The sequence below is a fragment of the Paraburkholderia tropica genome, from assembly GCF_900109265.1.
Lineage (GTDB): Bacteria > Pseudomonadota > Gammaproteobacteria > Burkholderiales > Burkholderiaceae > Paraburkholderia > Paraburkholderia tropica.
In genome coordinates this window covers 158,916-173,999 of the sequence record NZ_FNZM01000012.1, presented here as the reverse complement: position 1 = coordinate 173,999, position 15,084 = coordinate 158,916, and the positions used below count along the sequence as shown (strand labels likewise).

The window sequence follows — 15,084 nt, the reverse complement described above, 5'->3', positions numbered from 1 at the left end:
CGCCGGCGGACACCACCACCCTCGTGCACTACCAGGAGAACACACATGCGTCCATCGGTACTCGTTACCCGTGCGTCGTTTCCCGATATCGTCGATCGTCTGCGCTCTGCTTTTGACGTGACGGACAACCCCGGCGACGACATCTGGTCCCAGCCATCGCTGATCGAACGGCTGCAGGGCAAGACCGGCGCGATGACGGCGGGCAGCGACCGTATCGACGCCACGTTGCTCGATGCGTGTCCGCAACTGAAGGCGGTCTGCAACATCGGCGTGGGCTACAACAATATCGATGTGCAGGCGTGCACCGCGCGCGGCGTGCTGGTCACGAACACGCCCGATGTGCTCACCGAAACGACCGCCGATTTTGGCTTCGCGCTCATGATGGCGGCGGCGCGGCGCATGACGGAGTCGGAGCACTATCTGCGCGCGGGCGAGTGGGTCAAGACCGGACGCTACGACATGTTCGTCGGCCCGGACGTGCATGGCTCCACGCTCGGCATCCTCGGCATGGGGCGCATTGGTCAGGCGATTGCGCGCCGCGGCGCGTTGGGCTTCGGCATGCGGGTGATCTATCACAACCGTTCGCGCCTCGCGCCCGGGATCGAGTCGGAATGCCGCGCCAGCTACGTCGACAAAGACACCTTGTTACGCGAGTCGGATCATCTGATCATTGTGGTGCCTTACTCCGAAAGCTCGCATCATGCGATCGGCGCGGCGCAATTAAAGCAGATGAAATCGACGGCGACGCTGACCAATATCGCGCGTGGCGGCGTGGTCGACGACGACGCGCTGGCGGTGGCGCTTCAGGAAGGCGGTATTGCCGCCGCGGGGCTGGATGTGTTCGAGGGCGAACCCGCGATTCGCCCGGCGCTGCTCGCGTGCCGGAACGTCGTGCTCACGCCCCACATCGGTAGCGCGTCGGTCCGGACGCGCCGCGCGATGGCTTCGCTGTGCGTCGACAATCTGCTCGCCGCACTCGGTGAAGGGCCTTCGGCGGGGGCGCCGCCGACGCCGGTCAATCCCCAGGTGCTGGCCCGTCGCGTCGCGACGGCCTGAGCGTCGCAGTTGGCGGCGCCTCGCGCCGCGCAGGATCGCGCCCCGCGCTGCGGGCGCGCAGGTTGCCGGTGTATACCGGTGTACGCCGGAATATCCGGCGATAGCCCGGCACCGCTTCAGATGCAGGACCCACTTGAAACGACAATGCCGCCGCGTAGCGGCATTGCGAAAGGAGACATCTCTTCCCGCGACGAAGGGCCTTGCCCGCTCGTCCGTTCAAACGCCAGAACCGTCATTCCCTAAACTTATCGCACCAGAGGAAAGCACTCTGCAACAGCCAATTTTTGCGAGCTAGTATCGATTCAACAAAGATGTCACACACCGCAATGCAAGGCATCCGAGGAAACGATGGCATAGCAGGACACCCCACCTGGTAGCGCCGCGAAGCGCGCCGGCCATCATGAAAGGCATCATCTGGACACCGCGAAATGAAACTTCACTTTGACCTTGGAACTGTTCTGCAAGGCGACTACGGAGCGTTATTCCTGCATGGGATAGAGATGACGCTCGCCATGGCCGCGCTTGCCTGGCTGCTATCGCTGGTGGTGGGCGTGCTGCTGACGATCGTGCGCATGACGCAGTTTCGCGCCGCCGAAGCGCTGGTGGGCGCCTACGTTGCCTATCACCGCAATGTGCCGATGCTGGTGCAGATCCTGTTCTGGTATTTCGGCATTTCGAACATTCTTCCGCTTGCATTGCAAGACCTGCTCAATCAGTACAACAGCCAGTTTATTTTCGCCGTGATCGCAATTGGCCTGTGCAGCGCCGCTTACCTGACCGAAGACATTCGCAGCGGCCTGCGCGCGATTTCATACGGGCAGATCGAGGCGACGCGCGCGCTTGGCTTGAACTTCTTCGACGGTATGCGCTTTGTGGTGTTGCCGCAGGCGCTGCGCTACGCGATCCCGCCGATGATCAACAACGCGGTGGTGCTGTTGAAGAACACGAGTCTCGCCATGGCGATCGGAGCTGCGGAACTCACCTACGTCACGCGCCAGATCGAAAACGAAACCTTCCTGTCGTTCGAATCGTATTCCGTGGCGACGTTCGTTTATCTCGGGCTGTCCCTCGTCATCATGTTGTGCGGGGCAAGAATCGCCATGCACTACCGTACCCCGGGAGTCAAGTGACCATGCTGGATATTCTGCGAGACAACTGGACGCTGCTGCTGATCGGGCAGTACCCGCATGGCCCGCTGGGCGGCATCGTGCTGACGATCCTTCTGTCGCTGTCGGCGCTGGCGATGGCGTTTCCGCTCGGCATCCTCGTGGCGCTGGCCCGTATCAGCCCCTATGCGGTGTTTCGTACGCCGGCGACCGTGCTCGTCTACATGGTGCGGGGCATTCCGTTGCTGATGGTGGTGTTCTGGGTGTACTTCCTCGTGCCGGTGCTAACGGGTTTTCCGGTGACGGGTTTCGTCACCATGCTGTGCGCGCTCGTGGTGTACGACTCCGCGTATCTGGGCGAGATCATTCGCTCGGGCATCGAAGCGTTGCCCAAAGGGCAGGTCGAAGCGTCGCGCGCGCTGGGTCTGGGCTATCTGAGGACGATGATTGCCGTGATCCTGCCACAGGCGCTCTACAACGTGGTGCCGAGCATGATCACGCAGTTCGTTTCGACGATCAAGGAAACGTCGCTGGGCTACATCATCAATGTGCAGGAGATCTCTTTCGCCGCGGATCAGATCAATAACCGTCTGCTCACGAAGCCGTTTCCGGTGTATCTGATTCTCGCGCTCAGCTACTTCGTCCTCTGCTACGCGTTGACGCAATTCGCGCGCTATGTCGAGCGGCGTGTTACCCGCAAGCGTGCCGGCCAGCGGCCCCGCTCGCGGGTGGCGAGTGCTGCGGCGATCGCTGACGCCCTTCCCGCGAAAAACTAGCCGTTCCATCCATCGAGGTTACAGGCATGATCAAGTTTTCCAGCGTCAACAAGTGGTACGGCGAGTATCACGCGCTCGTCGATGTGAACGCCGAGGTGCGCAAAGGCGAGGTCGTGGTCCTTTGCGGTCCGTCCGGATCGGGAAAATCCACGCTGATCCGCACGGTGAACCGGCTCGAGGAAATCAACCGGGGAACGATTCTGTTCGAAGGCGCGGACATTCACGACCGCAAGCTGCGCCTCAACGCCTACCGCAGCCGGGTGGGTTTCGTGTTCCAGCAGTTCAATCTGTTTCCGCATCTCTCGGTGCTCGACAACATCACGTTGTCGCCGATGCGAGTGCGCAAAATGAAGCGTGCCGATGCGAAGCGCAAGGCCGAGGAACTGCTCGCGCGCGTTGGCCTCGCGAACAAGGCGAATGCCTTTCCGCCGCAGTTGTCGGGCGGCCAGCAGCAGCGCGTGGCGATTGCGCGCGCGCTGGCCATGGACCCGCCCGTCATGTTGTTCGACGAGCCGACGAGTGCGCTGGACCCCGAGATGGTCGGCGAAGTGCTGAACGTCATGAAAGGGCTCGCGCGTGACGGTATGACGATGATGTGCGTGACGCATGAAATGAATTTCGCGCGCGAAGTCGCCGATCGCGTCTGGTTCATGGATGCGGGGCAAATTCTGGAAACCGCACCGCCTGGCGAATTTTTTTCGAATCCCAAACATGCGCGGGCTCAGCGCTTCCTTTCGGATTTGCGCAGTCATTGAGCTTTCGCGAATGCGAGCTCATTAAATAAAGTCATTTGAATCTGAACATCCATTTCAATCGTCAGCCTTCCTGGGAGTGACACAATGCAGGTAAGCAAGGTCGTTTTCGCAATGCTGCTGGCAGGCGTAGGTGCAGCACCACTGGTTTCCGCTCACGCCGATCAGCTTTCCGATGTCAAAGGTCGTGGTGCATTGACGTGCGGGGTCTACTCGAACGTCGAGCCGTTTTCCTATCCGAACGCGCAGACGCGTCAGCTCGAAGGCATGGACGTGGATATCTGCACGGCCATTGCGAAGCATCTCGGTGTGAAGGCGAAGCTGGAGCCGCTGGCCGTGGAAGCACGCATCCCTCAACTGAAGCTGGGGCGCGTGGATGTCGTCGTCGCCAATCTCGCCTACACGAAAACGCGCGCCGGGCAGATCGCATTCAGCGACGCGTACTATTCGACGAAAGAAGTGCTGGTGGTGAAAAAAGCGGATGCCGGAAAGAAGCTCGCCGACTTCTCCGGACAGAAGATCAGCGCGGCCGATGGCTCCACCTCGGCGCAGTCGATCCCGCTGTCGATCAAGAACGGCCAGGCCGTGACGTTCCATGACACCAGTTCGGCTTTCCTCGCGCTCGAGCAGGGTAAAGTGAATGGCTTCGTGACGAACCAGATGACGGCGACCAAGATTGCGAAGCAGGTCGACGGCACGGCGGGCGCGGTGGTCATCGCCACGCAGCCCATGTTGATCGAGCCGATCGCAGTCGGTCTGCGGCAGAACGAGCCGGGCATGAAGGACGCGGTGAACAAGGCGCTGAACGCGATGGAGCAAAGCGGCGAGATGAGCCAGATTTTCGACCGCTGGCTTGGACCCAAAACGCAGTACGCACTCACGAGAACGGACAAGGTCACGCCGATCGATCAACTCAAGTTTACGCCGGTGAACTGATCTCAGGACGTTGCGTGGAGGAGACGTGATCACACATATCGTTGTGATGGGCGTATCAGGGTGCGGAAAGTCGACGCTTGCGCAGGCACTTGCACAAGCGCTGGGAGGCCGGTTCATCGAGGGCGACGACTACCATGCGCCCGCGAGCGCGGCCAAGATGAAGCGCGGCGTTCCGCTCGACGATGCAGATCGCGAAGCATGGCTCGACCGTCTGGGCCGCGCGCTGTATGGTGGTGACGGGCCGGTGGTCCTGTCGTGTTCGGCGCTAAAGCGGCGCTACAGGGACCGCTTGCGAAAAGCGGTGAGTGGACTCGCTTTCGTGTATCTGGACATCACGCCGGACGAAGCGATGGCGCGGGTGGCGTGGCGGAACGATCACTTCTTTCCGCCGTCGCTCGTCGACAATCAGTTCGCCAATCTGGAGACGCCGCTGGGAGAGGATCGCGTATTGCAGGTCCCGGCTTGCAATCCGGTCGATCACAGTGTTGCGCTCGTCAGGCGCTGGATCGAGCGGCATGCTGCATTGATTTCATGATTCGTAAAACGTATCAAGGTGGAGGAGCGGTGAAAAGCAATCTGAACATGTTCGATTTGTCCGGACGTCTTGCACTGGTCACCGGATCGAGTGCGGGAATTGGCTACGCGCTGGCAAAAGGGCTCGCGGGCGCCGGCGCGCGCGTCGTACTGAACGGCCGCGATACCGCCCGGCTGAACGCGGCGGCGGCGCGACTGCACGAAGAGGGCGCGACGGTCCACTTCGCGGCGTTCGACGTCACCAGCAGCGCAGAAGTGGAGGCGGGTATCGCGCATATCGAGCAGGAATTCGGGCCGATCGACATTCTCGTGAACAATGCCGGGATGCAGCGGCGTGCACCGCTCGACCAGTTTTCGCGCGAGGACTGGGATACGGTGATGACGACGAACGTGGATAGCGTGTTCGTCGTTGGTCAGGCTGTCGCGAAACGCATGATTCCGCGCGGGAAGGGCAAAATTATCAACGTATGCTCGGTTCAGAGCGAACTCGGCCGTCCGAATATCGCCGCGTACACGGCCAGCAAAGGTGCCGTGAAGATGCTGACGAAGGGGATGGCAATCGACTGGGGGCAACACGGCATTCAGGTCAACGGTCTGGGGCCGGGCTACTTCAAAACCGAACTCACGAAGGCGCTGGTCGACGATGCTGCATTCAGCAACTGGTTGATCGGGCGTACTCCGTCCCGTCGATGGGGCGAGGTTGAGGATCTGGTGGGCGCCGCGATTTTTCTGTCGAGCGCGGCATCGGATTTCGTCAACGGACATGTGCTTTATGTCGATGGCGGAATTACGACTTCGCTATAGTACGGCGGCAGCGTCGGCGGCCCCATGAACCGATCTTTGGGGGCCGACGAACAAGGTGCTCGCACGGGCGCTGGTTCGTCTTCACGCGGAACGCGTGGACGTTGACGCGGTCTGCGTCGTTTGGGCTGTTATCCCAGCGCCTGGTTGATCACCGCGTAATAGCGCCAGTTATTGTCGAGTTCGCCGAACTGAACATTCTCGGCGATGTTGCGGACCATTCGCACCACATGGCTTGCGGGCGTCAGACCCAGATGGCGAAGCCACGGACCCAGGTTCGCTGTTTCCGGTGCGTCGACCCGCACAACGTCGCCTGCATGCTGCGCCAGCCAATGACCGATCAGCCGCTTCGCCCGCGCATCGTCATGCGACGGAGCGGCGATCACCGGACCGATCGCATAGCCCAATCCAAACGGTCTGATCAGCGAAAACCCGACAATTTCCCCCTCGCGCTCGATCACCACGCCGCGTGCCAGGGCTCGCAGCGACAGCAATATGTCACGCCGGTCCAGTCCGCAAGCACGCGACGCCATCTGAATGACCGCAGGCATGTCCTCATCCGCGAGCTCCCGCAGGGTCTCCTGTTCAAGTGCGTGTTTCTCCGGAATATGCGCGGGAATCCCGCGGTACTGAGTCAGCGTGCCACAAGCCCGGAAGCCGACGCTTTCATACAGGGGCTTACCTGCTGCGGTGGCGTAGAGAAACGTCATGCGGTTCCCTGCTACGTTCGCGACATGCTCCAGCAGACGCCGCCCGATGCCGCAGCCTTGCCGTTCCGGAGCGACGATCAGCATGCCGAGCGTGGCGCGATCGTCGCCGAATGTCCAGCAGAAGGCCGTGCCGATGATCGCGTCTTCTGAACACGCGACGTAGCCATTCCCGGCCGCAGCGGCGAAACGCCAATCCTCTTGCCGGTGCGCCCAGCCGACAGCGGCTGAAAGCCGGGCTGCCGCTTCGACGTCGCCCATCATGAAAGGGCGGTAGTGGAGAGTACCGGTGCGGGCTGAACTGAGCATAGGCGGCGACGGGCGTTGCGACGTGAACTCGGGTGGAACGTGCAATCTTCCACACAACTCGGGCGGAGGATAGGACGTTCTTCTCACGAAACTTCACACCGGCTGACCGAACGTCCATCGGGAATGGATCGATCCGTCGATTCAATATAATGATGAGGATGGTGAGCCACCCCGGGCGGCAACCCCCTTCTCTTCTTTTCGCGCGCTGTCGGTGCATCGAATCGGGCAGTTCATTGCGACCCCGCAAATTTATTTTTGATCACTGGTCAAAGATTCTGTGTTCACTATACTGAAATCCAGTGAGCTAATTTTCATTTGTCGACGGGTCGATACTGCGCGGCGATCGCGGCGTGCAGACATCGCCGCACGGGTGGCTGAAACGACTCCCGTACCTGGCCGATTGTTGTTCCAGAAACCCCTAAAGGAAAGGACGCCATGTCGTACATCGCATTCAACCTGTCTCGCGCTACGTTCGGTGCCGCTTTGAAGCGCTTTGCCGTTGTCTCGGGCGTCACGCTGTCGCTGTCGGTGTGGGGGCATGTTGCACAGGCCGACGCCGCCACGCTGCGGGCCGGCTCGCCGCCCTCGAGCGCCCCGACTACGTTCCTCGACATCAAGACGCAACAGATCGAGGGCTTGATGCCCGACGTCGTGCGTGAGATCGCGAAGCGCGAAGGCTTCGATGTCGATTATCAGGCGGTGCCGTTTTCGGCCCTGATTCCTTCGGTGGTGTCGGGCAAGATCGACCTGATCGTTGCCGGCATGACGCCGACCGAGAAACGGGCCGAAGTCGTATCGTTTTCGCAGCCGGTCACCGCATTCGGCGAAGGCGTTATCGTGAAGGCGTCGGACAAGACCAACTATCGTTCGGCGCAGGACTTCAAGGGCATGTCGATCGGCGCGCTGACCGCGACCGACTATGGCGACCAGTTGACCAAACTCGGCATCTTCAAGGAAGTGAAGATGTACGACAGTCCCGCCGACATGACGCGCGATGTCGCGCTTGGCCGCATTGTTGCCGGTTTCAACGATTACCCGCTGCTCAAGGCGCAGGAAGCGATGGGTTCAATGGCTGGCACGCGCGTCGACGACGCCTATGTGCCGATGAAGAAATTCGACATTGCAGTCGCGGTGAAGAAAGGCAACGACGCACTGCTCGCAAAGATCAACGACGCGCTCACGAAGATGAAGGCCGACGGCACACTCGACGCGCTGCTGAAGAAGTGGCACATGATCGCTTGAGTATCGATGCCACTGCAGGCCCTGCTGTTGAGGCCACTCAGTAGCGTCGACATGACGGTTTCATTGAACAGACGAGAGACATGCTTAAGATCGATGAAGTCATAAATAGCGAAGGCTTTCCCGATCGCTGCGATGTGGCGGTGATAGGGGGCGGCATCGTCGGCGTCAGCACGGCCTATGAACTCGCGCGGCGCGGCGTATCGGTCGTCTTGCTGGAAAAAGGCGTGATCGCGGGCGAACAGTCGGGGCGCAACTGGGGTTGGGTACGTCAGCAGAATCGCGATCTCCATGAATTGCCGCTTGCCATGCAAAGCCTGCGGCGTTGGGGCGAATTGAACGAGGAGTTGGGCGACGATATCGGCTTTCGCAAGTCCGGCATTTTGTACAGCACGGAGAGCCAGGCGGATGTTGCGCAGTGGGAGAAGTGGCTGGCGGGGGCGAGGGCCTTAGGGTTCAGCAGCGACATTCTGTCTGCGCGTGAACTGGCTTCGCGCATTCCATCCGGCAAGGGGAAATGGGCGGGAGGTTTGTGGTCGCCGTCCGATGGTCGCGCCGAACCGTCGAAAGCCGCGCCTGCGATTGCCAGAGGCGCGCAAAAGCTGGGCGCCAGGATTTATCAGAATTGCGCGGTCCGCGCACTCGATGAAAGCTCGGGTCGCGTTTCGGGTGTCTGGACGGAGCGAGGCCGTATCGCTGTCGATAACGTCGTGCTTGCGGGTGGCGCATGGAGTGCGCTGTTTTGTCAGCGGCAGGGCATCGCGCTTCCGGCCATCAACGTGATCGGCACGGCGTTGCGTACCGCCGAGGCGCCGGGTGTGATCGACGGTTGTTTCTCGGGGCCGAATTTCGCGCTGCGGCGTCGGCTCGACGGTGGCTATACCATCGCGGTTCCTGGATATGGCCGCGTAGAACTGGCGCCGCAAAACCTGCGGCATTCGATCCAGTTTCGCACCATGTTCCGCAGCAAATTGAAGAAGAAACTGAAGATCCGCGTCGGGTCGAGTTTCTTCGACGGTCCGGAAGCGCGCGCCAGTTGGGGCGACCGTGACGTTACGCCCTTCGAGCGGCATCGCGTGCTCGATCCACGGCCCGATACCGAGTGGCTCGAGCGCGCTTTGCGCAACGTGGCGAGTGTCTTTCCAGAACTCGCGGGGCTGCGGATCGCGCACGCGTGGGCTGGCGCGATCGACACCACGCCAGACCTGGTTCCTGTTATCTCGCCCGTCGATGCGAAGCCCGGCCTCATGATTGCCTCCGGGTTCAGCGGCCACGGCTTTGCATTGGGACCGGGGGCGGGCATGCTCGTGAGTCAAATGGTGATGGGCGAGCGGCCGCAGTTCGATATCTCGCCATTTCGCTTGGGGCGATTTAGCGACGGTTCCGATGTACGCGTTCCCGAGATGATGTGAGTCGCACGGCGTATTGTGCGCGGTCTTGAAGGCGTGCGACTTTCCGTTGAGCGCGATTTAAAGCGCAGGACGCCTTTCGAGTGCGCGAGATAATGCGCGGAAGGCGAGAAGCTGGGTTTCATGCAATTGTCTGTTGCTGTCGCGCCCTACGAATATCTTGAGCATCGCGCGCCCATCGGCATTGATGAACCAGATGGACGCGGTGTCGACGCCCATGAAACGACGTTCAACGAACGCGATGTGTTCGCAGCGATCGGAGCGGATGTGGCCTTTCAAGCCCTGGTCGCCCTGAAGATTGAAGAAACCGTGTGCATGTTGGCCGCGCGGTAAAGTCCCTTGAAATTCGAGGATCAGGTCGTCGTGATGGATGAGCGTGGTGACATCGCCCCAATCGCAAACGTCCGACCAGACCGTTTCAAAAAGTCCGCCATCCAGAACGTGAGTGTGCGGAAGTCGCCGAATGATCTGCAACGGCGAGACAGAATACGTACGGGCGATGTCTTCGACAGTGCCATCCGGCCCGGTTGCGAGAAAGTCGATCAGTGCCTGGGTGCTATGCATTTGCGAAGTCGCCATGGAGCGTGGTCAGTTGAGGAAGCAGAGTCTGTAGCGCCTGCAGCAGATTGTTGCCCCAGAAGCGGCCTTCGGGCGTCAGGGTAAAGCGCGAATCTTCGCAGTTCACGAGGCCGCACCGTTGCCATTGCTGTAGCAGGGGAGCGAGCACGACTGGGTTTTCGACAATACGGCTCAGGTCGTAGCGCCCCGCTTCGATGCCGCCCTGAAGATCGAGACGCCAGCGTTGTTCGCCATTTGCGCGGGTCATCGCCATGATGGGTTTTCGTCCATCGTCCAACTGCGCAAAATAAGTGGTGAGGTCTGGCGCAATCCTGTACGAATCACCATCGAGATTGCCGCCCGCACCGCTGCCGAATGCAAGACAATCCGCGCCTTGCTTGATCAACAGGTTGTAGATGTTGCGCTCACGCGTGGTTCGCGCCCAATGGCTATTGCTGAGTTGATGCCAACCATTTTCGCCAAGCAGTCGTGCGCCCTCGACATAGAAGTCTCGGCGCGCGGCGAGATCCGGCAACGTGATGCGCTGATCGACGACGGCTTTGGCCAGCGCAGTCGAAGGCAGCAGATTCAGCGAATAGAGATCCACGCCGTCAAGCCCAAGATCGCGAACCAACTTCAGATCGTCGAACCACGATTCGTGAGTTTGGCCGGGCAATCCGAAGATCAGATCACAGACAACGGCTGCGCTGTCGCGCCTCGTCAGCTTGCGCAGGAACGCGAGCGCTTCCTCGCGGGTGGCTCGACGTCCTAAACGACGTCGTATGAGGGTGTCGAACGTTTGAATGCCGATCGAAAAGCGGTTTGCGCCCGCGTCGAGGCATGCATCGACACGATCGTCGTCAAAATTGAGGACGCGCCCTTCAATGGTGATCTCGCAGTCCGGCGCCAGCGGCAAGCAGCGCCGTACGACACTGATCAGCCGATGTAGTTGTGCTGCACCCAGCGCCGAGGGTGTCCCGCCACCCAGGTACACGGCGTGAACCGGCGCGTCGCGATGAAGTGCGCAAGCGGATTCCAGTTCAATTTCGCGGATCAGGTAATCGCAGTATTTCTCCATGACGTCATCTTCCAGACGATTCTGGTAAAAACCGCAAAACCTGCAGCGTGTCGCGCAAAATGGAATGTGGAGATAGACGAGGCGCTTGTTTGAGGGCAGGCGACGGTTGCAGAGCGTTTGCCATTGCGCGGCAATTTCCTGCGCCGGGACGCTGTTCTGTGCGCGCCAGGGCATGATGGCCGGGCGATCCGCGAACGGTATGCCGTTTTCCGCAGCATAAAATCTTGTGATGTCTGGCGTCATGCGAGTCTGCTTTTCCGAAGATGTCGATGACTCACAATAGATGAGACCGTTTCTCATTTATTGGGTATCTCCGGTCTGCTCTGAGCTATGTCAATTCTGTGCAGTGGCTTACCCACGCACAGCACCGCCCATGAAGTCGAGTGTCTCGCGACACTTTCAACCCGCATTTCCAGCAGAGACTGTTCGTCTATCAGACGGTCCGCAGAGGTTCGCATCGTGCAGGTCTCTCCTCCAGGCCCGTTGCATCGCTGATGCAGTCGCCGATGCCCAGGTGGGCTCTGTTCGTGTGCGGCTCCGTGCGTTCTGTGGCGAGAAACCGTGGGCCTGGCGCGCAACGATCGACAGAAAGCGAGCGGAGCCGCCAAGGCTGCGCTCGCGTCGGAGTGCCTATTTTCGGAGCCACGCAACGTCGTGCGCAGCGGGCGCCGGCGCCCGATACCCACCGGACGCGAGCCGCCGCGCTCTGTCAATCAGCTCAGCGGCACCTCGACCGATGCCTGTTCGCCATCGCGCACCACCGTAATCGAAACGCTGTCGTTGGCCTGAGCGATCATGTCGCGCAGTTGCTCGACACTCCGGATCAGTTCGCCATCCACCGCGACGATGATGTCGCCAGTTCGAATGCCCGCTGCCGCGGCCGGCCCGGTCGCCTGCTGCACCATCAATCCGCCCGGCAACTGCGCTTGCTGCTGCTCGTCGTCGCTCAGCGGTCTGACGGCGACGCCCAGACGCGGGCCGCTCTGCTGCTGGCGTTGCTGGCGCGGTGCAGATTCCGCGCGCTCCGGCGATTGCTGCGCGCCGATGACCATCGGCAGCTTGCGCTCGGCACCGGAGCGCCACACGCCGACGCTCGCGTCGCTCCCCGGCGAAAGCTGGGCGATCTGGCCGATCAATTCCGTCGGGCTGCCAATGTGCTTGCCGTTGACGCTGATGATCACGTCGCCTGCGCGCAGGCCGGCCGCTTGAGCGGGGCCGTCGGGATCGACAGAGCCTACGAACGCGCCGCTGTTCGAGTCGAGGCCAAGCGCTTTTGCCTTATCCGCGCCAAGCGGTTGCACGCCCACTCCGATGCGGCCGCGCGTGACGTGGCCGGTGCTGACGAGTTGATCCTTCACGTGCATGGCGGCATCGATCGGAATTGCAAACGACAGGCCCTGGAAGCCACCTGTGCGCGAATAGATCATCGAGTTGATGCCGATGACTTCGCCGTTCAGATTGAATAACGGGCCGCCCGAGTTGCCGGGATTGACGGGCACGTCGGTCTGTATGAACGGGATTGGGCTGTCGTCGGAGAACGAGCGTGACTTCGCGCTGATGATGCCAGACGTCACCGTGCTGTCAAAGCCGTACGGCGAGCCGATCGCGACGACCCATTCGCCGACCTTGCTGTTGTCCGGATTTCCGATCCTCACCGTTGGCAGATTCGACGCGTCGATTTTGACAACGGCCACGTCCGTGGTTTTGTCCTTGCCGATGACGCGCGCGTGGAATTCACGGCCGTCGGTCAGCTTGACGCTGACGCTGCTCGCGCCGTCGACGACATGGTTGTTGGTAAGTATGTAGCCATCCTGACTAATAATGAAGCCGGAGCCGAGTGCTTCACCGCCGCTTGTGCTCTGGCCGTTCTCATCGATCGAAGCAGCTTCCTTGACTCCGATATGCACCACCGCCGGGCCGTAGCGCGCAACAATGCCAGAAAAATCCGGGGCAGCCGGGCTGGAGGCGCTGGTTTTCGCGGTCCCGCCGCCGCCCGATGCGGACGTCGACGCTTGCACTTCATTGACGACCGCATCGGCAGGTCGATGAAGAATGGCGTACGCGCCGCCGAGCGCGAGGACGAGACAGATCGCAACGCTGTTGCGCCGATATTTTTTGGAGATCATGGCCAGGGAGTGTTGCTGAGGAGAAAGAGATCGACGCGTAATGTAGTGGCGCCTACTTAAAGGAAGCTTAAAGGTGGCGTGAGATTGGACGAATTCGAACGGAGAGGGTTGGGGTATGCATCTGCTCGTTGGAAGTGCTGACGGTTCGACGCTTCTGTGTGCGATGGAGTTGAATGAATCCGTTCACGGTAGCGATGCGCCATGAAGCAATGTTGGTCCACCGATTTCCGTTGTGGTCGCAACCTATTTAATATCGGATGCCTCATGTCGGCTGTTCCTGTTATCGACGGTTGCGGGACGACGGCGTTCGCATCGGAAGCGTTCCTTTAACTTTTCTATGTGATGATCGTCGGGGAAATTGGGGACGTACGCTTTTTGATGAGTGTGTTAATTCCGCGGCCGGCTCGTCCCGGCTCTGCCGGGATGGCCGGCATGAATCGTTACAATGTATGGACGAGTTCCTGTCGACAGAATCGCATGCGAAATATCCTGACTTCCTTTTTCCGGAGCGGCGACGCCATCCGCAGTCGCCGCGTAAGTGACATCGTTTTATCCGGTACGCTCGATCTGCCGGCGCCTTCTGCGGCCGTGCTTGCCGATTGGCAAAGAGAGACAGCGTTGCGGCTCGCTCTGGAACCCGGGGATGTCGAGGCAATGCCTCTGGCGCGCACGCAAATGCGCTGGCCGGACTACAGGCGCTGCGTGGAGGCGATGTCCGGTTGGGCCGTGGCCCTGGGACTGCCTGCGAGGATTGCAGATTGCGACATGGCGCTGATGGCCTGTCGTGGCGCGCGGTATCACCACGATGGCGAGCAATATGGCGATACCGCTTTCTGCAATCTCTTCCTGAGTGAAGATAAGGGGCTGGATTTGCATTTTCCCTTGACGGGCCAACGCTTTCCCATCGAGCGGGGAACAGCCGTGATTTTCGATCCGGTTCAACCCCACGGCGTCATTCGGCGCGGCAGCAGCAATTTTTCCGCAGCCGAATTTGCATCGGGCGAGGACTTCACCCAGGTTTTCCTGACGTGGGAGCTGCCGATAGAAGACGCCGATATTGGAAGCGCGCTAAAGGTCGCTTTCGATATTGCTCCCTCGACTTCGCTGCAAGTCGAGAAAGAGCAGGTCTGGTACAACGGCTCACCCGCTACCGTGTGTCCGCAATCGGGTCGCCTGCTCCGCGGTGACCAGTATTGAAGTCACGGCCCGGTACCGCGCACAGCAACGCGAAATAGGCGACTCGTAGCTGATCCACAAGCCGCCGTTTTTCTTAAGCGGTCGATCAAGACATCATTGCTCGCTGTGGACGAGGTTAGCTTCGCCCTCCGCGATAAGGTCTGCGGCGATCTCCAGCACTTCGGCGAGCCTGAACAACAACTGCTCGCGCCACTCTTCATCGTCAGCGGATGCCGAGGGTTTTGCCAGGCTCTCCGTCAGCGAACTGGCGGTTTCAAGGAATGGCAGGCTGCGATGATAGCTCGATGCGGCCATCATCGCGGCATCTGTCGCGGCCTTTATCGCGTGCGGATTCTCGTCGGGGAATTGCTGCGTCGGCGTCTGTCCTTCGGCTGCGAGCAAATCAATACGCAACTGACTTTGCGACCATACGCGCAGCGCTCGCTGCTGAAGGTTCGCATAGTGCTCGCGCAGTTCGGTTTCACTAAGCATTTCGGCGTTTGCTGCTCTCATGTTCGGGA

15 protein-coding genes are annotated in these 15,084 nt (G+C 60.6%); 10 read left to right on the top strand and 5 right to left on the bottom strand.

Annotated features, from left to right (window positions below; translation table 11 throughout):
• The first annotated feature begins 45 nt into the window (after window positions 1-45).
• The 7 genes from BMY06_RS21255 (at window position 46) to BMY06_RS21225 (ending at window position 5,964) form a co-directional block, all read left to right on the top strand.
• Window positions 46-1,056: a 2-hydroxyacid dehydrogenase gene (locus BMY06_RS21255; RefSeq protein ID WP_074985027.1), complete on the top strand. Its 1,011-nt coding sequence runs from the start codon at window positions 46-48 to the stop codon at window positions 1,054-1,056.
• Between the two features lie 428 nt (window positions 1,057-1,484).
• Window positions 1,485-2,186 (top strand): amino acid ABC transporter permease, encoded by a 702-nt coding sequence (locus BMY06_RS21250; protein WP_074985025.1) that lies wholly within the window; start codon window positions 1,485-1,487, stop codon window positions 2,184-2,186.
• A 2-nt stretch (window positions 2,187-2,188) separates the two neighbouring features.
• On the top strand, window positions 2,189-2,938 hold the full coding sequence (locus BMY06_RS21245; RefSeq protein ID WP_074985023.1) for an amino acid ABC transporter permease: 750 nt from the start codon (window positions 2,189-2,191) through the stop codon (window positions 2,936-2,938).
• 26 nt (window positions 2,939-2,964) lie between these two features.
• Window positions 2,965-3,693, top strand: a complete 729-nt coding sequence (locus BMY06_RS21240) for an amino acid ABC transporter ATP-binding protein (RefSeq protein ID WP_074985021.1) — start codon at window positions 2,965-2,967, stop codon at window positions 3,691-3,693.
• 84 nt (window positions 3,694-3,777) lie between these two features.
• Window positions 3,778-4,626, top strand: coding sequence for a transporter substrate-binding domain-containing protein (locus BMY06_RS21235; RefSeq protein ID WP_074985019.1), 849 nt, complete (start codon window positions 3,778-3,780; stop codon window positions 4,624-4,626).
• A 25-nt stretch (window positions 4,627-4,651) separates the two neighbouring features.
• Window positions 4,652-5,161, top strand: a complete 510-nt coding sequence (locus BMY06_RS21230; RefSeq protein WP_244144322.1) for a gluconokinase — start codon at window positions 4,652-4,654, stop codon at window positions 5,159-5,161.
• A 47-nt stretch (window positions 5,162-5,208) separates the two neighbouring features.
• Entirely contained in the window at window positions 5,209-5,964 is a 756-nt protein-coding gene (locus BMY06_RS21225; RefSeq protein WP_124261362.1) for a glucose 1-dehydrogenase, read from the top strand.
• A 128-nt stretch (window positions 5,965-6,092) separates the two neighbouring features.
• Here the strand turns inward: BMY06_RS21225 and BMY06_RS21220 are convergent, their stop codons facing one another.
• Complete coding sequence (locus BMY06_RS21220; RefSeq protein ID WP_237181916.1) at window positions 6,093-6,932, bottom strand: GNAT family N-acetyltransferase; 840 nt, start codon at window positions 6,930-6,932, stop codon at window positions 6,093-6,095.
• Between the two features lie 480 nt (window positions 6,933-7,412).
• Between BMY06_RS21220 and BMY06_RS21215 the strand changes: the two genes are divergently transcribed.
• Entirely contained in the window at window positions 7,413-8,219 is an 807-nt protein-coding gene (locus BMY06_RS21215; protein WP_080180464.1) for a substrate-binding periplasmic protein, read from the top strand.
• A gap of 80 nt (window positions 8,220-8,299) precedes the next feature.
• Window positions 8,300-9,628: an NAD(P)/FAD-dependent oxidoreductase gene (locus BMY06_RS21210; protein WP_074985013.1), complete on the top strand. Its 1,329-nt coding sequence runs from the start codon at window positions 8,300-8,302 to the stop codon at window positions 9,626-9,628.
• Window positions 9,629-9,685: 57 nt separating this feature from the next.
• On the opposite strand, the gene hutX is transcribed toward BMY06_RS21210, so the two are convergent.
• The 3 genes from hutX to BMY06_RS21195 form a co-directional block, all read right to left on the bottom strand.
• Entirely contained in the window at window positions 9,686-10,189 is a 504-nt protein-coding gene (gene hutX / locus BMY06_RS21205; RefSeq protein WP_124263187.1) for a heme utilization cystosolic carrier protein HutX, read from the bottom strand.
• The gene (gene hutW, locus BMY06_RS21200; RefSeq protein WP_065059081.1) at window positions 10,182-11,504 is read right to left on the bottom strand and encodes a heme anaerobic degradation radical SAM methyltransferase ChuW/HutW; all 1,323 of its coding nucleotides are present in this window, start codon (window positions 11,502-11,504) and stop codon (window positions 10,182-10,184) included. Before hutW ends, hutX begins: the two co-directional genes overlap by 8 nt.
• 470 nt (window positions 11,505-11,974) lie before the next feature.
• Window positions 11,975-13,387 (bottom strand): Do family serine endopeptidase, encoded by a 1,413-nt coding sequence (locus BMY06_RS21195; RefSeq protein ID WP_074985009.1) that lies wholly within the window; start codon window positions 13,385-13,387, stop codon window positions 11,975-11,977.
• 432 nt (window positions 13,388-13,819) lie between these two features.
• Here BMY06_RS21195 and BMY06_RS21190 point away from each other — a divergent pair, with 432 nt between their 5' ends.
• Complete coding sequence (locus BMY06_RS21190) at window positions 13,820-14,584, top strand: hypothetical protein (RefSeq protein ID WP_074985168.1); 765 nt, start codon at window positions 13,820-13,822, stop codon at window positions 14,582-14,584.
• A 93-nt stretch (window positions 14,585-14,677) separates the two neighbouring features.
• On the opposite strand, the gene BMY06_RS21185 is transcribed toward BMY06_RS21190, so the two are convergent.
• Complete coding sequence (locus BMY06_RS21185) at window positions 14,678-15,076, bottom strand: hypothetical protein (protein WP_143064430.1); 399 nt, start codon at window positions 15,074-15,076, stop codon at window positions 14,678-14,680.
• Window positions 15,077-15,084 lie beyond the last annotated feature (8 nt).